20 protein-coding genes and 4 pseudogenes are annotated in these 25,676 nt (G+C 39.3%); 10 read left to right on the plus strand and 14 right to left on the minus strand.

Annotation, left to right across the window (positions count from 1 at the left end; genetic code table 11):
- Positions 1 to 34: 34 nt before the first annotated feature.
- From DX009_RS12895 to DX009_RS12905, 3 genes are read left to right on the plus strand one after another with little or no spacing between them, the layout of a single operon-like run.
- The gene (locus DX009_RS12895) at positions 35 to 421 is read left to right on the plus strand and encodes an ISAon1 family transposase N-terminal region protein (RefSeq protein WP_115083410.1); all 387 of its coding nucleotides are present in this window, start codon (positions 35 to 37) and stop codon (positions 419 to 421) included.
- A complete protein-coding gene (locus tag DX009_RS12900; RefSeq protein WP_115084382.1) occupies positions 387 to 1,370 on the plus strand; it encodes an ISAon1 family transposase in 984 nt (327 codons plus the stop codon). The genes DX009_RS12895 and DX009_RS12900 overlap by 35 nt, the downstream gene beginning before the upstream one ends.
- A 30-nt stretch (positions 1,371 to 1,400) precedes the next feature.
- Complete coding sequence (locus DX009_RS12905) at positions 1,401 to 1,700, plus strand: hypothetical protein (protein WP_245944674.1); 300 nt, start codon at positions 1,401 to 1,403, stop codon at positions 1,698 to 1,700.
- 242 nt (positions 1,701 to 1,942) lie between these two features.
- On the opposite strand, the pseudogene DX009_RS12910 reads toward DX009_RS12905, so the two are convergent.
- The 8 genes and pseudogenes from DX009_RS12910 to DX009_RS12950 form a co-directional block, all read right to left on the minus strand.
- Positions 1,943 to 2,119, minus strand: a pseudogene (locus DX009_RS12910) (RHS repeat domain-containing protein); the annotation flags it as partial.
- A 483-nt stretch (positions 2,120 to 2,602) separates the two neighbouring features.
- Positions 2,603 to 3,040 carry a hypothetical protein gene (locus DX009_RS12915; RefSeq protein ID WP_115084383.1) on the minus strand — a complete coding sequence of 146 codons (438 nt, stop codon included), beginning with the start codon at positions 3,038 to 3,040 and terminating at the stop codon, positions 2,603 to 2,605.
- 43 nt (positions 3,041 to 3,083) lie between these two features.
- On the minus strand, positions 3,084 to 3,302 hold the full coding sequence (locus DX009_RS12920; RefSeq protein ID WP_115084384.1) for a hypothetical protein: 219 nt from the start codon (positions 3,300 to 3,302) through the stop codon (positions 3,084 to 3,086).
- Between the two features lie 601 nt (positions 3,303 to 3,903).
- Complete coding sequence (locus tag DX009_RS12930) at positions 3,904 to 4,338, minus strand: hypothetical protein (protein ID WP_115084386.1); 435 nt, start codon at positions 4,336 to 4,338, stop codon at positions 3,904 to 3,906.
- 650 nt (positions 4,339 to 4,988) lie between these two features.
- Positions 4,989 to 5,294 (minus strand): annotated as a pseudogene (locus tag DX009_RS13855) (RHS repeat domain-containing protein); the annotation flags it as partial.
- Between the two features lie 55 nt (positions 5,295 to 5,349).
- Positions 5,350 to 5,784, minus strand: coding sequence for a hypothetical protein (locus DX009_RS12940; RefSeq protein WP_245944677.1), 435 nt, complete (start codon positions 5,782 to 5,784; stop codon positions 5,350 to 5,352).
- Positions 5,785 to 6,265: 481 nt separating this feature from the next.
- Positions 6,266 to 6,469 (minus strand): annotated as a pseudogene (locus DX009_RS13860) (sugar-binding protein); the annotation flags it as partial.
- Between the two features lie 35 nt (positions 6,470 to 6,504).
- The gene (locus DX009_RS12950; RefSeq protein ID WP_115084388.1) at positions 6,505 to 7,104 is read right to left on the minus strand and encodes a hypothetical protein; all 600 of its coding nucleotides are present in this window, start codon (positions 7,102 to 7,104) and stop codon (positions 6,505 to 6,507) included.
- A gap of 300 nt (positions 7,105 to 7,404) precedes the next feature.
- On the opposite strand from DX009_RS12950, the gene DX009_RS12955 reads away from it, so the two are divergent.
- The 6 genes from DX009_RS12955 (at position 7,405) to DX009_RS12985 (ending at position 12,498) form a co-directional block, all read left to right on the plus strand.
- The gene (locus DX009_RS12955; RefSeq protein ID WP_115084389.1) at positions 7,405 to 8,658 is read left to right on the plus strand and encodes a site-specific integrase; all 1,254 of its coding nucleotides are present in this window, start codon (positions 7,405 to 7,407) and stop codon (positions 8,656 to 8,658) included.
- A 12-nt stretch (positions 8,659 to 8,670) separates the two neighbouring features.
- Entirely contained in the window at positions 8,671 to 9,990 is a 1,320-nt protein-coding gene (locus tag DX009_RS12960; RefSeq protein ID WP_115084390.1) for a site-specific integrase, read from the plus strand.
- Between the two features lie 14 nt (positions 9,991 to 10,004).
- Complete coding sequence (locus DX009_RS12965) at positions 10,005 to 10,472, plus strand: DUF1896 domain-containing protein (protein WP_115084404.1); 468 nt, start codon at positions 10,005 to 10,007, stop codon at positions 10,470 to 10,472.
- Between the two features lie 676 nt (positions 10,473 to 11,148).
- Positions 11,149 to 11,418, plus strand: a complete 270-nt coding sequence (locus DX009_RS12975) for a helix-turn-helix domain-containing protein (protein ID WP_004351902.1) — start codon at positions 11,149 to 11,151, stop codon at positions 11,416 to 11,418.
- Positions 11,419 to 11,421: 3 nt separating this feature from the next.
- Positions 11,422 to 11,733: a helix-turn-helix domain-containing protein gene (locus DX009_RS12980; protein ID WP_115084392.1), complete on the plus strand. Its 312-nt coding sequence runs from the start codon at positions 11,422 to 11,424 to the stop codon at positions 11,731 to 11,733.
- A 345-nt stretch (positions 11,734 to 12,078) separates the two neighbouring features.
- Positions 12,079 to 12,498 carry a plasmid mobilization protein gene (locus DX009_RS12985; protein WP_115084393.1) on the plus strand — a complete coding sequence of 140 codons (420 nt, stop codon included), beginning with the start codon at positions 12,079 to 12,081 and terminating at the stop codon, positions 12,496 to 12,498.
- A 144-nt stretch (positions 12,499 to 12,642) separates the two neighbouring features.
- On the opposite strand, the gene DX009_RS13695 is transcribed toward DX009_RS12985, so the two are convergent.
- From DX009_RS13695 to DX009_RS13005, 4 genes are read right to left on the minus strand one after another with little or no spacing between them, the layout of a single operon-like run.
- Positions 12,643 to 13,083 carry a hypothetical protein gene (locus DX009_RS13695; protein WP_245944678.1) on the minus strand — a complete coding sequence of 147 codons (441 nt, stop codon included), beginning with the start codon at positions 13,081 to 13,083 and terminating at the stop codon, positions 12,643 to 12,645.
- Between the two features lie 48 nt (positions 13,084 to 13,131).
- Complete coding sequence (locus DX009_RS12995; protein ID WP_115084394.1) at positions 13,132 to 15,336, minus strand: peptidase domain-containing ABC transporter; 2,205 nt, start codon at positions 15,334 to 15,336, stop codon at positions 13,132 to 13,134.
- 46 nt (positions 15,337 to 15,382) lie between these two features.
- Entirely contained in the window at positions 15,383 to 17,725 is a 2,343-nt protein-coding gene (locus DX009_RS13000; RefSeq protein ID WP_245944679.1) for an outer membrane beta-barrel family protein, read from the minus strand.
- A 2-nt stretch (positions 17,726 to 17,727) separates the two neighbouring features.
- Positions 17,728 to 19,011, minus strand: a complete 1,284-nt coding sequence (locus tag DX009_RS13005) for a radical SAM/SPASM domain-containing protein (RefSeq protein WP_115084395.1) — start codon at positions 19,009 to 19,011, stop codon at positions 17,728 to 17,730.
- 1,235 nt (positions 19,012 to 20,246) lie between these two features.
- On the opposite strand from DX009_RS13005, the pseudogene DX009_RS13700 reads away from it, so the two are divergent.
- Positions 20,247 to 20,441: pseudogene (locus DX009_RS13700) on the plus strand (IS5/IS1182 family transposase); the annotation flags it as partial.
- Positions 20,442 to 20,547: 106 nt separating this feature from the next.
- Here the strand turns inward: DX009_RS13700 and DX009_RS13010 are convergent.
- The gene (locus DX009_RS13010) at positions 20,548 to 21,132 is read right to left on the minus strand and encodes a hypothetical protein (protein ID WP_115084396.1); all 585 of its coding nucleotides are present in this window, start codon (positions 21,130 to 21,132) and stop codon (positions 20,548 to 20,550) included.
- Positions 21,129 to 25,676: toxin TcdB middle/N-terminal domain-containing protein (locus DX009_RS13015; RefSeq protein WP_277354555.1), on the minus strand; the 4,548-nt coding region annotated here is incomplete at its 5' end. The genes DX009_RS13015 and DX009_RS13010, both read right to left, overlap by 4 nt.

Genomic DNA, 25,676 nt, shown 5'->3' on the forward strand with positions numbered 1-25,676 from the left:
TCTTTATTTGATATCTTTTTCTTTCCTTTGCATTATGGAAGATACTTATCTATATCATTTAGCATCGTTGGTTCTCCCTAAGGATGTATTGAAATACTTCTCTGTGGTTAAAATAGAACCTAGTCCTTCATTATTGCGTATCCATCTTGATGAGAAGATGGAGAAAGAACTTTCCGATGACCTTCATTTTGAGTCTAAAGGCTTCATGGACGCTGTTGAGGTTACCGACTTCCCTATTCGTGACCATAAAGTTATTCTTATTCTTCGCCGTCGTCGTTGGTTAGATACGCATACAGGCAAGAGTTTCTCTCTTCCTTTACAGATTGATATTACAGCCTCCGGTACTCGTTATTCCAAAGAGTTCGGAGCTTTTTTAAAAGAAACGTATGGAGACATCCCCAGTGACCTGCCGTACGCTTGAGGAATTTTATCATATCGATGGACATCAGTTTGAGAAACAATATAAGGAGGTGCTTAGCGGCTATAGGGATTGGGATCAGCTAGATCACGCTGAGGACTGGCTTCTGTTTGCTGATAATATTGGTTCACATCTTGCTATAGATGAGACCGCTCTCTCCAACGGAGAACTTTATACGATAGTAACTAATAGGGACAGACATGGCAAGAAGGGCTGCCTTGTAGCAGTGGTTGTTGGAACAAAGTCTGAGAAGGTATGTGAGGCACTCGATAGGATAGATGAACAAAAGCGTGAGAAGGTCGAGGAGGTAACACTAGACTTGTCAGACAGTATGCGTAAGATAGTACGCCATAGCTTCCCTAAAACCAAAAGAGTCATTGATAGATTTCATGTTCAAAAGCTTGCCTGTGATGCTGTACAGCAGATGAGGATAGACTATCGTTGGAGAGCCATACAGGAGGCAAATGATGAAATGGAGGAAGCCAAACTTATAGGAAAGAAATATCAACCTCGCACCTTTGAGAATGGAGATACGAAGAAGGAACTGCTAGCCAGGAGTAGATATCTTCTGTTCAAGTCTTCAGAGAAATGGACAGACTCACAGAAACAGAGAGCTAAGATACTCTTCGAACTTTATCCTAAGCTTCAGACGGCCTATGGTCTGTGTCATTCCTTAAGAATGATTTTTGCCAAGAATACCATCAAAAATGCAGCAAGGTTATCAATGGCTAAATGGTACAATAAGGTGGAAGAGGCAGGGTTTGATTCTTTCAATGTTATTGCAGCTACATTCTATGAGCATTATGATGATATCCTTAATTTTTACAACAATAGAGCATCAAATGCAGCAGCAGAATCTTTCAACTCAAAAATAAAATTATTCAGAACGAATCTGAGAGGAGTCAGAGACAAAAGTTTCTTTTTGTTTAGAATCAAAAACCTATATGCATAATCCACACCTTTTTCCTACCTTGGCAACCCGATGCGCCACGACGAGATGTATCTGCTAATCAACCAAGGCTTCGCAGGCAAACAACGCCTCATGCCATTCTTCAACCGCTCCAACAGCCCCAACCTTATCCTTGCCATCCAGTCGGCAGGAGTGAGCCGAGGGCGCAACGGCTTCCGCAAGGACAAGTCAGGCGAGAAACTCGCCGAATCCGAGGAAGACCTCCTCGAACACCGCACCGCCGGCTCCGACGCTTTCGACACCCTCTATATCGGTTGCGAGAATTTTCCTGTACATGATATAGTGAGTGTACCTGTCAGCGGAGTGATGTAGCCGCAATATGTTTTATAGAGCGACAAGAGAAACTCATATTCTTGTCGCTTTCTCACATTTATATGCTAAAAAACTTGCAGAAAACACTTATTTTTAGCTTTTCTAGTAGATTCTTTGGTTTTTCAAATAAAATCAAAATAAAAAGAATTACATTTGCATTAGCAAATAAAAGCGAGTAATGGATAAATATTTAAATAGAAAAAAAGTCGTTCTAGTTGGGCAGAAACGAACTAGCAGATGGCTTGCAAATGAACTTCCCCAAATAGAACGTATTCGATATGCTGCGATACTTCGCCATCAAGGTTGGTAATGTAGCTAGTGCTGCCTAAGTGGTCAGGATGGTAGTAGAACTGCATCTTCTCGTAGTCGTCGTTGGGTTTGAAGTTACCGTTTACAGCTCTTGTGCGTGCCATTGCCTGCATACGGTATTCGTCTTGGGTCTGTCTCTTATGTTCACCGATATATGCTGCTTTTTTGATTTTACTTAAAATTCAATCATAATATCTAATTAATTGTGGTTATCAATTATTTAACGTTGTTCTTTCCAGTTTATTGCTTACGGTTTTTAATACCCTTGTATAGGTAAGTGTAAACTATATATAGTTATAGTCTTGTTGTTTTAATATTATACATTCTGTTATTTATCACTATTGTGGCTTGCGTTTTCGTACCACGTTTTTACTCTTTTGTTTATGACGTCATATTTACTAAAATGAGACGTCATATTTACCAGGATTAGACGTCATATCCGTCAGATTGAGACGTCATATTTTAGAGTGTATGACATCATATTTTGAACCTTAATGCTCATTCTTTAAGAATCAGGTAGTTATTGGGATTACTCCCGATTTGGAGCATTACCTGTGTGTCTAATTCTTGTATGTATAAGTTTTACGTTCTCGTCAGTCGCCATACAACTTCGAAATATGGACTATCAAGTATAGCTTATTATCTATATCTATGTATCTCTGATAACTACCAAGATATTTATCGTTTGTGTTTTTTGTAATCTCATAAAATCTAGGAGATTTATCATTTTCAAAGATGCAGTTTATAGCATAATAATTGTACGGAAGATCGGTTATGACAGAAACATTTATTGGTCGTATAACAATTATATATACATTATTCTTGCGTGGAAAGATGCCATTAAGTAATCCTTTGTCATAGATCCTAAATCCATCATAAACAGCGGTGATAGGAATCTTTTGATTTACCATTAATGTATCTCCATTCATTTCATTACGACAACATATAACCTTATTAACAAAACCTAAGTTGTGAGTTTTTGTATAGAAAATATCTACACATTTTAAGGTTAAATATTCTTCTTGAGCCATCGCTGATGACCCAAGAAGAAACAAAAAAGTTAATAATATAACTCTAATCATTTTGACTCTTTTTAGTAACTGATTTCAATTGTCCTGTCGCATTAACTTCTGTTACAGGTGCGAATAAACCACTACCTGGTATTATTTCAACTTTATCTCCTATCTTTCGTGAAACTGCTCCTTGGACTAATGTAAACGTATCTCCATTATCATATTTATAGATTACATTTTGAAAACCATTGGAAGGAACAGTTGGAATCTTAATGCTCATTCTTTAAGAATCAGGTAGTTATTGGGATAACTCCCGATTTGGAGCATTACCGACTAAATCCCATAATCTTTATAAGTATAGTAATAATACTTGCTCTTTCTTACTTTATAAAAAAATACGAAACATCCTGATGAAACTATTCGGCGTTTTGAAATAGACTCCTGTATTAACTGACATATATTAAAATGTATACATAGTTTTTTGCCATGAGATTCCATTGTGTCTAGTATATATATAGAACGACTTTCTCCTACTCTAAGTTGCGGAAAGTCATTAGAAATTATATTTACTTTTTTTACTTTAATACTCTTGTCATTTAGAATAATATAAAGAGTATCAGAAGTATTTAAATATGAAGCTTGCAACAGAATTTTATGCAGTCTGCATATAGCATCATCATATAAAACTTCTTTATTCAATCTTTGTGCTTCTGCAGATATGCAGAAGCACAAAGATATTATATATATGAAATGTTTTAACATTATGGCAATATTATTAAAAAATTGAAATAGGGAATACTGCATTAACTCCCGATTTGGAACATTACTCCTTGCTTCCTCCTGCTCAGGTTACAGGATTGTAAACCTTTGTCACAAGTTGATTACGGGATCTCATTAACATATATAATAATTCCATTTCCCCGATTAACAAATATGGAATCTCCTTTTTGTTCATAAGTGAAAACGGTACCATTATCAGAAAGTGTTTTTTGTAGAATTATAATCTTTCTGTTTAATGGGATGTCTATATATTTTATAAGATGCTTGTCGGACTTTAGTTCATTATTTGTATAAGATAGAATACCATCACTTCTATATATATCTACATTGTTTAATCTCCTCTTTATATAATATCCTATCATTTTTACGAAATACTTCCTCTCTTTATATGTTATAATCTTATCACTAACATTATAATGTAATCCTTGGGATAATTCCTTACAGTATAAAACATTGAAAGATTCATACTCTTGCTCTTTAGTTGAGCAAGAGTATAACAATATGAAAAATGCAATTAAATAATCTATCTTTTTCATTTTATTTCTACATTTTTGATCTGTAGTATTTTATTCACATCTCTTTTCTCTATTATGACATCTATTCTACCCTTATTTGTTTTGCTTTTTGGGGATTGATTTATAATACTATCTAATATTTTATTTGTGTAAGCGTTAGAAGAAAACTTATCGCTATTTGCAATTCCAAAACATCCTTCTGAGGCAGCATAATGATTCTTCCCATTTAGATTATATATACCACCAACATGCATCATAACCTCAGCAGCAACATCACTTTTATTTCTATACTCCATTTCAACAGAAATATTGTTAGGATCCGCATAGATTACCTCAGACCCATATTGTGTTAACTTCAATGCCTTGGTACCATTTCCTTTAGGATAGTCTATAACTTGTGCCGTATAACTATTATCTTTTCCGTTTTTAGGCTCATAAGCGACATTAGATAGAACTATTTTTTTGCCATTTCTAGCCCCCTTCCTCATAATAAAGGCATCTCTTGTAACAGAAAATTCTATATGGTGGTTTTTATCCTCTGTATCACAGACTATTACTTTATAAAGATTTACCCTTGTAATTATATTTCTTTTTTGTCCTGTATAACCTATAATTCTTTGCCAAGTCGTTCTACCAGTTTTTTGTTTTGTTATTGTTATAATTGGATAGGCTCCATCTGGGTCTATTAGTAAAATAGGATTATTGAGACAATAAGAATACGTGCTATAGAATGGAGTATTTTCTTCCATAGGATCACAACTCATCCACAGACTCAACCTTGGCTCATAGAACCTTGCACCATAGTAGTACATACCTGTTTCCTCATCAAACTCTTTAGCGTTGAAGAGGTACGGCGTATTCCACGTATTGTTGCGCTCCTCTATGAACACTTCACCGAACGGCACATACTCGATATGCTGTGCCACTTCGCCATCAAGGTTGGTGATGTAACTACTGCTACCTAAGTGGTCAGGATAGTTGATAGCTGTCAGACGTCCGTAATCATACTCGCAATTGATAACCATAGAAATCTTATTCTATATTTAATATCTTCATTGTTCTAAATATCTTTTCGTATTTCGGTCTATTATCTTTATGTACATCACGATAGTATAATCGGACACTACCATAAACGCATTTTTTCCAGAATTTATCATTTTCTATTCCATAAGATATAAAACATGTTTTTTTATGAGTTACTTTTAAAGGTTTATAAGAATCTAAATCAAACTGCATTAGAGCTCCTTCGTGAATAAGAATACATCCACCATCTTTAAAAATATAAGTATATATTACACCCTCTTCGTAATTTTCTTTCTTCAAATAGACAGGAGTGGGTATGTTCAATACAATTTTTTTTGTAAGTAAATTAATGCACTCCCTCCTTGTGGAGGGATATGCAAATTGATTCTGAGACATACACGAAGCCCAAAATAGCAAGAAGATACTAATTGTTTTTTTCATCATAGTTTTTTAATGCCTGCTGTTCTACAGTACTTATTTGCCGTTCTAATCTTGTATTAGTTTTACCAAAAACAGGAAATTTTATTTCCATTTTTAATTCGGAGTCATACTCTTTTTGGATACCTATTTTTCCACGTGTGTGATTAGGATCTATGGAAGGATCCTTTTTACTTAATTCGTAGAAGTAGGCATGTCCATACCCCTCGTGCGCAGTATTTTTTGCTTGTGTTCTTTCATCAAGAAATGAGGCTGTAAAAATATATACATTTTCGTCTGGAGATGGATCATTTTCAGCATTAGGAAGATTCGTAATACCATATAAATAATTATTTGGGTAATCGCGGTTAGTACCTTTTTCAAAGAACGCTTTTCCATTAATATCTTTATCGGAAACATTAAATAGATAGTTAGTAGAACTTTCTGATAATGTTTTTAGGGCTGAGAAATTGTCAGAAGAACCCTCATATTTACTTAACAGCCTATGATTAAGCACCCCATTTTTATCGAACTGCACGCCCGTCTGCGTGAGGTCTTGCTTCTTACTCGTGATGCGGTGCATGTTGTCGTAATCTATAGATAACGTATAAGAAGCGGCTTTATTGTCCGTTCCCTTATAAGTACCCGTTGCGCTTGACAAACGATATAGTGGGTCATAAGAGTAACTATGGCTCATCTGCCCGCTGATCTTGGGGAAGTGGAGCAAGGCACCTGAGATAAAAGACCTTAATATGTCCATACTGATTTATAAAGACAATTTCTACATTTCTTTTTTGGAGGCTTTCTATAATTAAATATCTCTATTGGGATATAAATATCGACAATTTCTTTTATTTCTGTAATAGGGATTTCATCTGAAACCGTTGGAAGTACAATGTTTTCTTTTTTGCAAATAGAAAATTTACCAGTGATTTGGGTTACCCTCATGCTCACACTTTTACCATCACATAACTTAAAATCTATTAGACGGCTATTTGAATACAAATTATTCATCAGTCGTTGCCCTTGCCCTAAATATCTTACTAAAAGACTATCATTATTTACTTTGGACATTCTTACTAGAACTTTATCGTATATTAAAAAATTTGGAACAAAATGTCCTTGACTATAAAAACTTGACAAAAAACTTGCAGTGTTATTGAAATTTATAGTATCCCAATTAAGGTTTTCTGTTATTGCTCGCATCGTAATAGGATAGCTTGATTTATCCCGAATATCTAATTCACAATATAGAAAAGTTTCATTAGGAGAGCTTTTTCCAATAGAAAAGCTCTCCAAAAGAATACATAATGCTATCAAGACTGATATATTTGTACTATTTCTCATTTTCCCGTAGTTTTATTAATGTTGGTAGGAAGTATGGGAGTAGAAAGCAGAAAATGGCATAAAACTCATATCTGACTGAAATACAGCGGATATTGCTTGTTTCTTCTTAGGGTTGCATCATAGGAAACAGGCAGAAAAGGGAGCGAAAAGGAGGGAGTTCAGTTACCAAATCGTTCGACAAACGATGAAAGGAAAAGGACGGCTGAAAGTGGTAACTAAAACGGTGTTTTCTCTTTCATTATCAGTGTTTTGCATCGCTCAAAGTTCCTCAAAGAAGTGTAATTTTGCAAGTAAAAAACAATGGAAAAAGAAAAATTCAAGCTGCTTTTCTACCTCAAGAGAGGTACGCAGGACAAAAACGGAAAAAGTCCCATCATGGGACGCATCAGTGCAGGACGCTCTATGGTACAGTTCAGTTGCAAATGCTCGTGTACTCCTCGTTTGTGGGACAGTCGCAAGAACCGACTGCTGGGCAAGAGTGCCGAAGCCGTATCGGTAAACAAGGAACTTGACCGCCTTCAGGTGAGCATATACAAGGTTTATGAGTCTCTTTCGGGTAGCTCCGATGCCCCCATTACGGCAGAGAGAGTACGGGAACTTGTATTCGGACTAAATAGCGAATCACAAGAACTGCTGCATCATACGGACGAGTATATCGACCGCTTCCGTGAGCGTGTGGGCATAGACCGCAGCGAACGCAGACTAAAATGCCTGTTGCTCTTTCGCAAGCATCTGGCAAACTTCGTCAGGTATCGCTATCATGTGGAGGATATTCCCGTACAGAAAGTGGACACAGTCCTCATCAAAGACTTGGAGGACTACTTCGCCAAAGAAAAGGGATTCAAACTCAACACTTCGGCTGGTTATCTCTCCATGCTGGCATCCTTGCTCAAAGACCTGCATAAACGGCATATCATTGACACCTATCCCTTCATCAACCATTCCATTCGTTGGGAAGTGGGTACTCCACGTTACATCACAAGGGAGGAGGTAGGTCGTATCGCAGCCTTGGGAGAAGATAAATTGCAAGGCTATGAAAAAGTGTCGAGGGACATGTTCCTTTTCTCCTGCCTGACGGGACTTTCCTATACCGACGTGTATCACTTGACGGAGCAGCACATCTTTCACGAAGCGGGAATGACTTGGATACGTAAGCCGAGAATGAAGACGGGCAACGTGTGCCACATCCCCCTACTTCCCGAAGCCGCTGCCATTATCGAGCGTTATCGGGGCATTCACACGAGGGCTTTCCGACACGAACCGCCCAAGGGGTATCTGCTGCCCATACCCGGATGCGACACGGTAAACATACACCTCAAAAAGATAGCACGGCTTTGCGGTATTCAGAAAACGCTGACCTATCACATGGCACGGCATACCTTCGCATCGCAGATGACACTGTCGGAGGGCGTGTCCATTGAGAGCGTTTCCAAAATGCTCGGACACAGTCAAATCAAAACCACGCAAGTGTATGCGGAGACTTCTCCCGAGCGTGTCTTTCTGGACATAGAGAAAATACTTCCACAACTCGCACATTATCAACTGACCAACTAAAACCGCAGCACAATGAAAAGTACATTTTCCATACTATTCTACACGGACAGAAGCAAGACCAATGAACACGGAGTATGCGTAATCCGTTGCCGTATCACCTGCAACGGCACGTCCTCATCGTTTTCCACGCAGTTGCAAACTTCCCCCGATGAGTGGCTTGCCCGAAAAGGGCGCATCAAGGCGACAGCAGGTAATTCAAGCGGCATCAATCTGCAACTGAACTCAATAGAAGAGTGCTTGCATTCACTCTATGAACGTACATTAAGGGAAGAAAACTATATCACGGCGGAATACCTCAAGGAGCGTTATATGCAGCAAAGTCGCCCCATGCCAACACTTACGGAGCTATATCGATCCGTTTGTGAATACAAGGAGGAATTGCAGGGCAGAACCTTAAGCAAGGCAACTGTCAGGGCTTTTAAGGATAGCTACAAGAGTTTTGTTCATTTCCTGCAAGTAAGGGACAAGGCAGACTGTATGCCCACGGAGGTGGACAAGACTTTGCTTGAGGACTATCGCCTTTTCATGCTTCGGGACTTGGGAAACAAGGAAAGCAGTGTCAGCAACCGCCTACGCCACTTGCATCAGGTCATTCGCAAGGCATTGCAGGAGCGATACGTTCGTGAAGACCCTTTTGAACTCATAGACATAGAAACGCCTACCTACGAGCGCAATTCACTTACGGCGGACAACCTGCAAAAACTCTTGGCTTACCGTCCGCACCGCTCGACAGACAACCATTGCAGACTTATTTTCCTCTTGGGATGTTTTACGGGGCTGGCATTCTCAGACTTAAAGAAACTCCGAATGGACGATGTTTATACATTCGGGGATGGGCGTAGGTACATATCGCTCTGTCGCACAAAGACACAGAACAGGAGCATTGTCCCCTTGTTGCCCATTGCCGAAGAGATACTCACCATTGTCAGTGACGGACGAAAGGAGGGTTTGCTCTTTCGTGAGTTCCCCACGAATAGCCATTTCAACCGCAAGATAAGGGACATCATCATCAAGGCAGGACTCCCACCTCATACCGAAGCCACCTCGCACACGGCACGACATACTTTTGCGACAACTATCTGCTTGGAGAACGGTCTGCCGATAGAAACCGTCAGTAAGATGCTCGGACACCGTTTCATTTCCACCACCGAACTTTACGCAAAGGTCAGCAAGGGTAAGATTGCCCGTGAGATGCAGCCACTCATGGGCAGCAATATCACAAGGAAACTTAGAGAGGCTTTGCGTGTCTGCCCGCCCAAAAAGCCAAGCGGAGAGCAAGCAGTTTTTCTTTTGGCTGCAAAGCAACCATCATTGAATATCAACGCTAAATGAAGATGAAGATAAAGATGAAACAGCACAACAAACAGGAACTTTCCTATTTTCGATTGAAATTAAGAAGTTACATGAGTGAGCATCACCCCGAAAAGTTGCAAGATACGGAGTTTATCACTGCACGGGCAGATATGGCTCTCACAGTTTACTGCGATGCTGTAGCACAAGGCTTTACACACATTGAAGCGGAGAGCATGGCAAGCGAGGCATTGTATCAAGGCTTGCACTTTTCCAAGTATGATACGCTTGTATCCGTGTTGGAAAACGAGTTTGAAAGGGAACTTCCTGCACCGCTCCCAGAGAAACTCGTACCTATACTGTTGTCGAACAAGGCTATTCAAGCCACATTCGACAAGTTCGGTTTGACGGACACATTGGCTTCTGACGAGCAATACGGCCGTCTTTACACCGAACTCACAGGCACAATAGTGCTGCTCACCAAGAGCAATCATCTGCCAATAATCGGTCAGACGGAGGGGTAAGCCCAAAGGCGTTGTAAGCAAAGGCACATGCAAAGCCCCTGAAGCCGTTTCTTATCGTGCAAAGGTACAACGGTAGCCTATCTGCCCTGAAAGGTCGAGTCCTGCGGATGGAGAGAAGAATCTCCACCGCAGGATTTTTCTGTTTCAAGGTGGTATTGCCATTTTCTATATCCATGCGGTCGTATTCATCTCTCCCAACCTTGCAGGGCTGGGCTGCCGTAGAGAGTATAGGCACGACAAGAATACGGCATACTCAGGCTCTTTGGACGCAAGGCGTAACAACTAACAACAGATAGGACTGACGATAATACGGACAATCTATTGTTTGTACAATTTGTTGTCATGACTATCTGTTGTCAAAACTATATATCGTCAAAATAATCTATCGATAAAACTATCTATCGACACTTCGACATCTCGATTTGTCGAACTATCGAATTATCGATAAAACAACAAAATAATAAAAGGAACGAGCCGGCACCTCATCTCATTACCGCAATAACACAGACGGATTTCCTTTGTTTTTCTATTGCTTTCTTTCTATTTCCCTGCTTATCCTCATTTCTTGCAGCGGTGCTTCCGAGGGTTTACTTTTGCACCCGAGAAGTACGGCAATGGACTGCATAACAGTTTGTTTGCTGAGTAACAATAAAGTAATCAAAACAAAATTAAGGCAATGAAACTCATTATCATCGACCGCAAAGCGTGGGAGCGACATCGCTCCGAATTTGCAGACTTTATCCATCGTGTGGAGAAACTTATCGGTAATCCTCCTGAGACCGAGCAATGGCTCGACAACGAAGCCGTGTGCAAGCGTTTGGGTATCAGCAAGCGTACCCTACAATCATACAGAGATACGGGTAAAATTCCTTATTCAATGATTGGACATAAGTGCTATTACAAGGAGAGTGACATCATGGAGATACTGAACTCAAAAAATGAATAAACTATGGCAGAGAACGAAATCATTACACAGCAAGACCCTCAGATGCAGATGTTTGCACAACTGATGGAGGGCATCTTAAAGAAACTGGAGCGTTATTGCGCCACTGCCCGTTCGATGTTGGGTGGAGAGGTTTACCTCACTGGTGAAGAGGTTTGCAGCCAATTACAGCTCAGCACACGTACGCTCCAAGAGTACAGAAATGCAGGAATACTTCCTTTCTACAAAATCGGAGGGAAGATACTTTACAAACAGAGCGACATACAGACTATGCTTGAAAGGCATTATAATCCAATACCGCAAACAGGTAAGTTATGAGTTAAGTTAAGAAATCAGTCGCGACTTAAGTCAAATGGTCAGTTATGACTTTGGTCAAAAAAATAGTTTCGACCTAAGTCAAAATTAACTTTAGTCAAAAATATGTCAGCTCATAAAGTCAGTAAGTCAAGAAATTAGTCTAAACTTATCTCTTGACTTACTTTTTGAACTTTGAACTCTCATCTATCAAAAGCACCCCAGAAAGGTTACTTTATGGAACATAACAAACTATCTCTTTCTTTATACTGGCAAGGTGTGTCTTTGTACCACAAACTGCCGTTTGTACCACAAAGACCCTTGCCCCGAAAGGGGATTAAATCACTCCAAAGTCGTGATTAGAAAGCAATGAAAAAGCAGAAACAAAAGAAGCCAGACGGCAGATGTGCCACCTGCCCAAGATGGGACAGATGGCACATCAGGATACCTAATTCCGAAGACCAGCAGAAGCTTATCAGACTCTACCGCAAGTCGGGAGCAAAAACGAAAAGTGATTTTGTCCGAGCAAGACTTTTAGGTGAAGCATTTAAGATCATCACCCAAGACCCTGCAAAAGAGCCTTACTTGGAGAAACTCTCCGAAATCGTTGCCATGACTCATAAGATAGGCGTGCTATACAACGAAGCCGTGAAAGCCCTCAATACTTATCATTCTGTTGCCACTGCTCAACGATTGCTCAGTAAACTTGAAACTTATTCCCAACTTCTTATCAGACTGCAACAACAAGCAGTACAACTGACAAAATCCCTTAGGGATAGACAAGAGTGAATGCTGATAAATCATAACACCCAACGTTAGTATCGTGCTGTGATTGCCCAATCCATCTTTGGTCAGTTATCAATGTTAGGAAAATAGGATTTGTATGTTGTAGACGGTAATAAAACGTTATGGCAGCAGGTATTCGGATATAGTTTATCCGAATACCTGCTGCCATAACGTTTTATTACTGACGATGATTCTGCCATAGGCTTTCATGTACTGTTGCAACATTGGGGTATTTTGTCCCTGTGTACTCACTGTGGCTATTGCCATAAAATAGTTGCCATCTTCCCTATGTATGAGTTTTGCATTATGGCTTATGATGTCGCAGTTATAAGATGCATTATCGTTGCCCTCGAAAGATACATGAGCCGTCCTTGGCTCATCGAAAAGGTACAAATACTTATATGGCACGAACACTTGCACTATTCTTTGATTGATGACCTCACCATTAGCATCTATGGATATAGGATAAGGTATCTTGTAGAAAGCAACTACGAGGGCGAGGACTATTATCGTAATGACAACCGTTCCCAAGCTGACGAGGCGAGTAGGAACCTTGCCTATCACGTTCCTCACCTTCTCGCTTCTCAACTCGATATTTTCTGATTCTCTTTCTTTCTGTTCCATATCAAAAGCATTTTAGTTTCCCAATTCCAACTGATTCTTCACAAGGTTATAGTATGCCCCTCGCTTGGCGGTCAAAGACTCATGGTTGCCTTCCTCAACCACTTTGCCATGGTCGATGACAACGATTTGGTCGGCATTCTTCACCGTACTTAGGCGATGAGCCACTATCACAACCGTCTTTCCTTTGTAGAACTTATCCAAGTTCTCTACGATGCTTCTCTCATTGTTGGCATCGAGCGAGTTGGTCGCCTCGTCAAGGAAGATGTAGTCGGGATTCTTATACACCGCCCTTGCTATCAAGATACGCTGTTTCTGTCCTTGGCTCAGTCCCACGCCATCACGCCCAATCTTGGTGTTGAACTTCAGAGGCAAAGCCATCACGTAATCCTTGATGCAAGCTATCTCGGCAGCTTTCAACAACCTTTCCTTGTCTATATCGCCATCATCAACAGCAATATTTCTTGCGATACTCTCCGAGAAGATAACACCATCCTGCATGACAACACCACATTGTCTGCGCCACCACTTTTTGTTGAGTTTGTTGATGTCAGTATTTCCAATGTTGATTTTTCCCTTCAAGACAGAATAATAACCAAGCATCAAACGGATGAGGGTGGTCTTTCCACTGCCAGATGCGCCAACGATGGCTGTTACCTTACCTTGCGGAATGTGAATGCTCACATCATCTATGGTTTTGCGCAAAGCATGTTGGTCGTACTTGAATATGATGCTCTTGATGTCAATGCCCTCATTCTTATCTTCAATAGAAGTTAGCAAGCCTTCCTTTCCATTCTCATCATCCATCTGGTGAATCTCGTTGATTCGCTCCAAGCTAATCTTCACATCTTGCAGAAAATAGAAGAAGTTCATCAGTTGCCCCACTGGTGAGTTGAGCTGTCCGATGATGTATTGCACGGCAAGCATCATACCGAGTGTCATTTGCCCATGAATCACGGCGGTAGCTGCAACTACCGTAATGATGATGTTCTTCACCTCATTGATGAAGATACTTCCAGCCTCCTGTGTCTGTTGGAGTTTGAGTGATTTCATCTGTACCCCGAATAGGTCTGCTTGCGTGTCCTCCCATTCCCATCTTCTGCGCTGCTCACAATCCTGCAACTTGATTTCTTGCATAGAGGTGATAAACTCATAAGTTTTGTTGTTGTTGATAGCTTGCTGCTCAAACAGTTCGTAATCAAGTACCTTTCTTCGCTTCAAGAATAAGGTCATCCATACACCATAGAGAATGCTTCCCAACAAGAAAATGACAAACACCAATTTGTTATAGAAAAACAGCACCACCGAAAATACCACGAAAGTAAGCATGGCAAAAGCGATGTTGAGCGTCTGCTGAGTAAGGAAGTTGTTCACACGGCTATGGTCGTTCATTCTCTGCATCAAGTCGCCCATGAGTTTCGTATCAAAAAAAGACATAGGCAGTTTCAATAGCTTGATGAAGAAGTCACTTACCAATGATATGTTGATACGTAAGGAAATGTGAAGCAACAACCATCTGCGGATAAAGTCTATTGCCGTTCGGCTGATTGTAAGCATCAACTGTCCCAACAGAATAAGCCAAACAAAGCCAATATCTTGATTCTTGATGCCGACATCCACGATGGATTGGGTAAGGAATGGCAGAACAAGCTGCAGGAGGCTCCCGACTATCAGACCCAAGATGATTTGTCCGAAATACTTGCGGTATTTCTTCACATACCCAAAGAGAAAGCGGAAAAACCGCTTCTCTTTGATGTTCTCTTCACCTTGCATCTTATAAGTAAAGAACGCAGGAGTAGTTTCCAAGAACATAGCAATGCCCTTGTCCTCACCATTGGAGTTCGTGCTTATCCAATGCTGTTTGAACTCTTCTAAGCCATAAGTGACCAATCCCTTTCCAGGGTCTGCAACATAGAACTTCTTCCCTTTCTTTACCTTATACAAGACAACAAAGTGATTTTGGTTCCAATGAAGGATACAAGGCAAAGGGACTTCACCTAGCACCATAGTTGTTGCTCTAGCGCATGTAGTATGCAAGCCAAGTGTGTTTGCTGCCTCATTGATACCTAACAGAGAGACTCCTTCCGCAGTAGCAAAACAAAGTTTCGACAGAGAATCCAAAGAGTATTCTCTGCCGAAATATTTACATACCATTTGCAAACTAGCTATACCACATTGCATGCTATCATACTGATATTCTATAGGAAAATGATTCTTCATTTGTTACTTTGAAATCTACATTACCGCACTATTTTTCTCTAAGAGTTTATAAGCGATTTCTTTCTTCAGAATTTGATGACTGAAAAGTTGGCTTTGCTTTGTTAAAAACATTTCCAATTTTTTTAATTAAAGTTATTTCCAAATGTTGACTATCATAATAGTTGTTAAATTTCTGTTTAATCCCATTGGAATAATAAGAATATTTTGGATTCGATGTTTTGAATAAATCTTCAGCTTTAATGCTAACAATCATAGTCTTATTTTTGTTTGTATACGACAGCCCTAAGTTTAAAAGAAAGGCATTTTTTGCCTTTCTATAATTATAATATCCAGGTATGTCATCTTCAATGTACAAAAAGCCAGTCAATCTTTTACTTAAAAAAAATGAATTGTTCAACGAAAAATCACCTCCCCAACCTTTTACATTCTTAAAGGATGTCTGATTTGAAATATAGCTTGAATATGTAATATCTCCAGTCAAATTAGTTTCTAACCAAGAACCCAACTGAAAATTATATTCGACATTAATCCCAAAAGTAGATATGTCAAAGAAGTTTCCTGCTCGTTCTACTTGATTTTGAATATTTTCTGAATCCAAAAATACCATTTTCCCAAAATCTTTTTTGGTCTTAGTAAAATACATTTTTGTATAAAATGAATTGTTGCACATATAAGACAAGCTTACATTATGTATATAAGACGGTTTCATGAATGGATTTCCCTCTGAGTAATCATATTTACTTGTATACCATCTAAAAGGGTCTAATAGTTGGAAATTTGGTCTCTTAATTCTTCCAGAATAATCAATACTTATAGTATTACTATTATTTATTAAGTATTCTATACCTACAACAGGAAATACCCTTAAATAATGGTTGTTATTGATAGTGTTTAAAGTATAAGAGAGTCCTTTTGTATAAGTATATTCTGCTCTCAAGCCCAAACTTAGTTGAATTGACTTTATTGAACTCTCTGCATTTACATATAAAGCATTGTTAGCTTCTCTATATCCAAACAAGTTGTGTGAAGTAGAATAAACCAATTTTTCATCCTCTTCATTATATGACTTTGTGTTGATATAAGAGAATTTATATCCTTCACTAAATTTCCAATTCTTAAACGAATTGTCGAAATCCATTTTGAAAGTATATATATCATTCTTTTGGTGACCTGCACTATAAAAATTTTCATCTAATGTTGTTAATGCCGTTTTTGTAAGTGAAAGCCAATTCCTATGGTTTCTTTCATAGCTGTTAATGTAGCCAAGTGTAATATTGAGATTAGATTTGTCATTGAAAGAATGAGCATAATTTATTTCTAAATTCGTTTGATAATTAGCTGACTTTCCATATCCTTTAGATGACATTATAGAATCTTCCTGTATATTGTTTATAGAAAAATATTTCGTATCATTAGCAATGTCTCGATTATTAATTTTACTAAGTAACGGCAACTGTAACATTGTTGATATATTATCATGTTGACCTAAAATTAAATTTAAATTTGTTAATATTCCAGCAAAATTTTCCTCGCTTTTTTTAGGACAATTTGTAGATACTATATAATTTTTGAATATATTACTATATTGACTATGCGTGAATAGTTTTTCGCAACTACCTAATACCGCGGTCTCTACACTAAACTTTTTACTTGAATAGAGAATTTTTGCGGAAGTACCATAAGATAAATAGTGGGCAATACTCCCTTTCCCCAGTAAATTAGCTTGTAATCCCGGGTTTATTTTTTTCAGTGTTTCAATTTTTAAAATGCCAATATTCTCGTTGGCTTCATATTTTGCTGGTGGAGTTGATAGTACTTGAATTTTTTGAATGTTTTCTGCTCCTAAAGAATTCAAATAAGCTATTAATTCATCACCTTTTAAATAAAGTTGGTGATTATTCAAGAAAACAAGGACTTCATTTTTACCTACCATAGATATGATACCACCTTTAATATTAATCAAGGGTATTTGTGGCAATATGTCAGAAAACAATTTCCCATTTTTATTAATCACATCCATGTTGATAATAAAACCACCATGTGACATTTGGATAGCCTTTCTTCTACCAATTACTTCAACTTCATTAAGATTTTGTACATTGTTATCTAGGCAAAAATCTATTGTTTTTTCATCCGAGATGGATGCAACTTTATCCGCATACCCAATATAACTGCAAGTAAGGCTGTCATTTTTGTTCACTTGGATTTCGAAATATCCAACGGAATCTGACAATACGACTTGTTGAGTATTACAATTTTTGACAGATGCATACGAAAGTGGTTGCGATTTGTCATGAAAATACACATGGCCATATATTTTGTAAGACTGCGCATCTATTGACAAATTAGCAAAAAGTATCGTAATTATGAAAAATAACATTTTATTCATAGCTAACCTCCGAAGTTTACATTATTCTTAATATATGGTTGTATCTGTATGAAAATTCTAATAATTGCTTCCCAATACATTTTGTTTAATGCACAATGATATGCTGATGGTATAGTCGTATCCTTAGATTCAAGCCATTTTGCAGCAATACATGAACCAGAGCAAAGATGTCTTAACCAACAATCTTTACATTTTTCATACCTACCAACTTCTTTTGGGTAAAAATTATGTTTGTCTATTTTCTCGTAATCAATACCATCATGAATATTTCCAACACATAATTCTTTACAACTATTATGGCTAGAACAAACATAAATATCCCCTTTTAGATTGAAATAAAAGGAATTGATCCCAGCACTACATCCAGTATAGCTCGTTGTCTTACATTGGATTCTTCTTATGTCTTCTATAAGTTTGCGAGCGTAAACATACTTATTGTTCTTTATCCTAGATACATAATAATCAACTAAAAGACTAAATTGTTGCTTAAGATTATTATTTACATCTTCTATTTGAGGCAAATAACTGTCATTAAATGCTCTTGTAGCGAACCCATGATAGAAAGGAATTTCGTTATCTTCGAAAAAATGGAACATTTGTACAATATGCTTATTCTCTGGCATAATTGTTGCCTTACACGCAAATTTTATTCTAGTTTTCTTAAGGGTAAGAATATTTTTGATGACTAAAGGAAAACTTGGTTTGTTATTTAGAAATACTCGTTTGCTATCATTTTCCTTATCTCCATCAAGACTAATAGCTACAGTAAATTTTTCCTCTTCAAAAAATTTAATAACAGAAGAAGACAACAATGTGCCATTTGTCGTTATTTCAAAATGACTATTTTCAAATCCGAATTCCTTGCATAGCTTTGGAATTTGTTTTAATAAATTGAAATTTAAAGTTGGCTCTCCCTCTCCTGCAAAATAAAATGTAACATTACTAGAATTATTTTTAGCAAGAAATTTTAGTATCTCTAAAAAGCGCTCTTTAGACATCATCTCTTTTTTATGATACCCTGCTGACAAATAACAATAAGAACATTTCAAAGTACATCCGTGAGAAATGTCCAAACTAACAACATCTATTTTTCTACTTGATTTGTCAAAGTTATAACTCGAAGATATTTTTACACTATTTCTTTTGGGCATAATGACACTTTCATATAAACGCTCTATATCTAATGGAGAATATATATGATACAATTCCAAATCTAGTGGGTCTAATATGTATATTTGATTATTAAAATCAAATTCTTTCAAATCATTTTTGCAAACACTTGTCATTTTTGTTTATATATTAAGGGTGTGCTAAAAATTAGTAGCACACCCATTATACATTTTAGAAAGTTGTTATACTATCTGATTCGCAACTTTTCTATAGTCAATCAGAATTGGTTTGAGAAAATTTTATGCTTCCATGTCCAATGCCTAAAGGATTTGTTTTCTCATTCTATTTCTGTTTGACTATAAGACTATCCCTCTATTGATGAGCAGCCCTGATGAAAATTGGCAACCATGACTACCACACGCATGATCCGTTGACTGTGACATATGGGTGTCCTTTGTTAGCTCGCCTCCTCCTCCTTTTACATTGGACATAGATTCACCATTAAGGGTTTCAAACTTAAAATCTCTTTTCATTGTCTGTTTCCTTTCTTTAAAAAACTACTAATGTTTTAAATCCTGGAATCTAACGTTTCTTGGAAAGTATACGCCTTTTTACCCAGACGGGGCTGTATCAACCTTGCGCAAAGGTTATTGGAACAATTGCATCAAAACAAAAGCAAACTGCAATTATTTGCCTCTTTTTGTATTCCGAGTGCAAAGGTATAAATACTTTTTGAAACAAAGTAATTTTCAGAGAATATTTAAACTATATTATCACGGCTCTTTCATTTAAAAAGTCTTGGTTCTTATTCTAAATTATTGGTGTCCGATAAAACTTTTGGGAGTTATCTGTGTTAGATAAAATAGGATTAAACTTATGATTTCGTTAATTTATTTGGTTATTATAGGGCTTTCCTTGTTAAAATAAGCACATTTTATAATGCTTACAGTTTAAAACAGAAAACCAAGCCCATGGATAAGTAAAACGGCTGCAACACCGATGGATAAAGGGATACAGAGCTTTCAGTTTATTTTTACCGGACAGCAATAGTATGCAATCTTGTCCATGGTCATATGCCTTATATGAAGTTTCTGTTCGTTAGGTCAGATGTTTGCCGCCAGCTTCCTTCAGATTTCATCTCACGATGAATACCCTTGCACTTGGCTATGTAATTCCCGCTATTAGGGCTTACTCGGGACTTCCACCCGTTAGATAATGCTCATGCCGAGCGTACATAGCAAAAGGCAGAGAATCTTTCCCTGCCTTTACGCCTAATCTTAAAAAATCACATTGATAATCAGATGGTTATTATAATAACTCCTGATTTGAAGCATTACCCTAACATTGAAATGTGATTTAGATGCATCCCCTCCATATTGTCTATGTCCAATGGAATGTTCCTGTATAATCGCTCCTCCATGACACCCACTTCATTGGGATTATAGGATACGAAAAGCCCAACTTCATCACCATCAACTGCTTCCACAACCGTGTCAGAGACGAGCTAAACAACGTGTTCACCCAATTGATGGTGCTACTTGCTGATCGAAGCTTAGTGACCCTTGACATGGAATACATCGATGGGGCAAAGATAGAGGCTAAGGCAAAGTCGCTGCTTTCACCATGTTGTAGTATTTTACTCTCATCAATCATAAGCCTATCGGACAGTTAAATACGCTTTAATTTGACCAACGAATTTTTATTTACTGATATTAGCCCTCTTCTACGTAAAATTTACTTTCTTTACTCAAAGCTAAACTATCTTCAACTATAAAATCCCTTATTATTATCGGAATCAATTCTGATTGCTCCTTTAAAAAAAACTCATCATCATAGTCATATACAACCATGTGTAGTTTCCCTTTTTCCATATAGCAGTTATTGATATTTTTAGATAAGCTTACAAATTCATCAACAACTCTACCATCATTATTTAAAACAATCCAATGGTAAAAATTTGTATCTAGTCCTGTTGGATTTTTTGTAACAGATAATAAAAAATAATAACCATTTTCACAGATAAAGACGTCGGGAGGATATTCCATATTTTCTGCCCAATTGGATAGTTTGATTGATTTTTTGATGCTCCTACTTATGTTAAACTTTCGATAATTTTTTAATGCTGATGTCTTGTTCTTTGAAAACGTAGCCAAGGAGGAGAATCTCATACTTGCATGTTTAGTTGTAGTATGAACTTCGTTGATACTTATGCCTCTACACTTTGTCTTATAGGAACAAGAAGTTCCTATAAGACAAATGAATAGAAATGTTAGAAAATAATTTACCTGTATTTTCATTTTTTTCTTCCTCCTGACCAATGGTTACTATTATTTTCTTTCATCCATTTATTGGATAAACGCATAAAGGTTGTGCCACCATAGGCGGCTGTAGATTCATACTGATATGACCATTTAGGGTTTGGAGAAGGATGATCTCCCATTTTCCAAATGTCATGTGACTTGTCGGTAAAATGAAATCCTACTTTATAATAACTTTTGTAGGCTTTTTGAGTCTTTATAGAAAAATCTTCCCCATGCCAGAAATATCCACCATTTGAATAATCTTTCTTATCAAGAATTCCACGAATTAATCCCTTATACGCATTTTTAACAAGATTTTTAGGTGCAAGGTCACTTGATATTTTAGACCTTTTGGAATATCCATATATACCTCCACCTGATGCTACTTGCAAGGTACTTTTACCATCCTCGTTTCCTCGATTTTCCAAAACAGAGTATATAGCAGCGGCCTCTAACCAAGTATTATTTTTATTATTAGACATTTCTGCATATAACGTTCCTGCCAAATCATTAAAATCATCTTTTGTTATAGGATTATTCTTATTATCACGAAGCTGTATTGCTTTATTGCGAGTGATTGCATAATGCCCTTTCTTGTACTGCCTATATCCACCAGCAGAAACAACATATACATATTGAGTTTTCTTATTATTATCTCCAAGATATTCCCCATCCACTGTATAATATGAATCTAGACCTCGAAGATCTATAAAAATAATAGGATTATTATTAACAAAGCAATAAGTAGATGACATTGGATAATCTTCTTCCTTGGGATCGACACTCATCCACAAACTCAACCTCGGCTCATAGTATCTTGCACCATAGTAATACATGCCAGTCTCCTCGTCAAACTCCTTAGCATTGAAGAGATAAGGCGTGTTCCAAGTGTTGTTACGCTCCTCTATGAACACTCCTCCGAACGGCACATACTCGATGTGCTGTGCCACCTCGCCGTCAAGATTGGTGATGTAGCTACTACTGCCCAAGTGGTCGGGATGGTAGTAGAACTGCATCTTTTCATAAGTGTCCTTGTCATGGAAATTATTATCTACAGCAGCACGTGTGCTGGCATTCGTTTTAGCCATCGCCCTTGCCTGCGCAGCCTCCGGCGTACCGTCGTTGCAGCAGAAACCCTGACCGTTTACATAGTCGTCATTGTCCTTACCGTTATAAGGTTGGTCAAACGCCTTGTAATTGTCTTTAATGGATTGTAACTGCTGGTTGTACTTATCCTTGTAGTTAATGGTAAGACCATCAGCTTCATTGCCTGCATAAGGTATTCGCCTTGGGTCTGCACCGTAACTTGCAAGGTCGCCAAGCTTAGATACGATACGCTGGCTACCCACATAGATATGCTTGGTGTACTTGCCACCTTGCCCAGCAACGAGGTATGGGCTGACATAGAGTGAGAATCTTGCCGTACCGGTGTTGCCACCCGAGAACTCGGAGTTCACATAAATAGCTTCATTTTCGCCTGATGTCTTTACCGTGCGCTCACCATCGGCATCATACCAATAGTTGCTCACAAATCCGTTCTCATCGGCTGCCAACAAGCGATTTTCCTCGTCCCAACGGTACTTCTGCTCAGTTGCCTTTTCATCCTCCTTGCCATCTTTCTTTACACGAGAGGTGTTGATATAGACAAGGTTTCCATTGGCATCATAGGTGTACTTGTGTCCGTTGTTGATATTGGTACTCTCCGTAGGAGTTTCTTCCGTTCGGTAGTTAATATCACGAACATTGTCAAGCTGGAACTTTCTGCCCGCATCCTTGCCGTAAGTATAAGCGAGTTCGTAGCCTGCGTTGAGCGTGCCGTCAAACTGTACGCCTGTCTGTGAGAGATGTTGCTTCTTGCTCGTGATACGGTGCATATTGTCGTAGCCCATAGATAACGCATAAGAAGCGGCTTTATTGTCCGTTCCCCTATAAGTACCTGTTGCGCTTGCCAAACGATATAGTGGGTCATAAGTATAACTATGGCTCATCTGCCCGCCTGCCTTGCCACTTTGTGGGAGCGGAGCATTGTTCTTCACACCAAGCACGTTGCTCACTGCATCGTAGCTGTAGGCATTATCCATAATAGTACCTGCCTTAGCATTGACCACGAGGTTCTGCAAACGTCTGCGTGCAGGGTCGTAACTGTAGAACGTCTCCGCTCCGTTGCAATACTTCAGGTAGGTGCGCTGCTCAAACTTATCATAACCTATCTTGTTCACATAGTCGTAACCGTAGGACTTGTAGCCACGCACGTGGTCTACCTGCCCACCGAGGTTGTAGCCGTAGGTTACCTTTTCCTCATCGGGATAAATCATTTCCAATAGGCGATTGTGGCTGTCGTACTTCCACTGTGTTACGTAGGTTGCCACAGCCTGGTTGGGAACAATCAGCGTGCGTACCGTCTTCAAGACCTCACCCATCTTACCGTAGTAATATTCGATGGCGCCACTGCCGTCCTCACGGAGCATCAATCTGCCGATACGGTTGTGAGAAGAGTTAATACCACCGTAATGGTACTTCACGTTATTTTCCGGATGGTCGGGATAGTTGATAGCCGTCAGACGACCGTAGTCGTACTCGTAATTGATGGTCTTGCCCTCCTTTTTGAGATTGGCTGTCTGCTTGGTGAGTACATTGCCTAAAGCATCGTAGGTAAAGGTGGTGATACCGCTGGCAGGATGGTTCACCTCTGTGCGACGGTCGCCCATATCATAGACGGATGTCGTTACGTTGCCCTCGGTGTCTGTTACCTTGACCAATCGGTCGATACCATCATACTCGAAAGAAGTGGTAATGATACCATCGGGTCCGCTGAGTTGCTCGGTCTTCACCGTCTTGCCACTACCATCGGTATAGGTAGCCTGACGATTACCCAACGCATCAGTAACAGTCGTTACGAGTGCATTGCTACCTGCATCTGTAGAGTATTCCGTCTTGGTCTCAGCATTGTCCGGAAGTGTTACTTTCATAGCACGGTCGAGTACATCATACACTGTTACGGTAGGCGACACGTTGTCAAAGGTCTTGTTGAAGGCTGTCTTGCTTCCCACAGCTTCGGTTACAGGGTAGTAGGCCTTTGCCACACGACCGAAAGCGTCATAGACATTGCGTCCGCTGACAATCATTACGGTCTCGTCTTTCGGAGCACTACCCTTGCCAGCTGTGGTAACCACACCGTCTTTCTTCACCTGAACGGGACGCCCGAAACCGTCCACGAAGGTTACGGTCTCCATATCATCGCTTGGGTGCTGTATGTCGTAATGCTTCGTCACTGCGTAAGCAGGCACTGTAATGCCGTTGGTGCCGAAAGTAGCCTTAGGCTGATAGTTAAAGGCAATGATGTAAGGCACACCTGTTGCCAACTCATTAGGACCACGCACAGCTTTCACACGTCCGAGGTTGTCTATATCCGTTTCATAATAGAAGTGGTTGAGATCCATACGGCGGAGTGCCATACCATATCGGTAGTCGAAGTTGGCTGCCTCGCTACGGTAGCCAAATGCATCGTCTATGCGCTCCACATACATATTCATCACCGGCTCATAGCGGTAGGTATACCACATGCGCTGTCCTTTGCTGTTAGCAGGAAGCGTGGTCTTGATGATGTTGCCGTAAGCATCATAAGTATAGTCTGAGACAGCTTCGCCGCTTCCGAGTTGTTGTTTAATCTGCGTGATATGGTCGGCATAGTTCAAATCGTAAGTCGCAGAAACTTGATGATAAATCTTACCATCACCGCCCGTTACGGTTACGTTGGTAGGTAGTCCGAAGATATGTTTGTTATCATTGTGAGCATATTGTATTGCGGTTTGGTAGTCGAACTTACCCGAACCGTCAGCACCCAACTTACCCTTATCACTGAACTTGTAGGACTTCAGTTCTCCGTGATAGCCAGTGAGGTAATACTCGTTCCAAGCCTCTGAGGTAGTGATGCCGGTTGCCTGTCCCTCATACTGTTTATTGGCGGTATAGCGGAGCGGTACGAAAGCGGAAGCGCGGTCGCTACAGAGCTTGGTCTGCTTGGTAAAAGTGTACTTGTCACCGTTGGCAGTGAGGTAGTAGCCGTCATATTCATTGCGTGTCTCGGTGTATTTGTTGCCTTTGGCATCCTCTACAGACGCTCCAAGCTCATTGCCCTGTGCGTAGTAGGTAGACACGTCATAGAGTTGCACAGCCTGACGATAGACTGCGGATTCACCCTGTTCGGTGTCGATATTCTTGGTTACGACCTTTCCAAAACCGAGGAACTCACGTTCGTGGCGATCCTTCTGTCCATCTGAATAGGCAAACATCGTCTTCATCATCGGTCCATCATCACGGATACCATCGTCAATGGTTACGGACGACATTACCCATTTACCACCGGGAAGTCCGTAAGTAGGCATGCTGTGTTCGTAGTCCAGTGTAAAGGTTCCGCCAAGGGAGTTGGTCACGCTCTTGAGCATGTTCGTTCTGCCGATGGCGGAGCGGGTTACTTTCAGTTCACTTTCCTTATCGGATTCTACGATGTCGAGGTAGCCGTCGCCGTCTACATCTTGCAA

This window comes from Prevotella pallens, assembly GCF_900454935.1.
GTDB lineage: Bacteria > Bacteroidota > Bacteroidia > Bacteroidales > Bacteroidaceae > Prevotella > Prevotella pallens.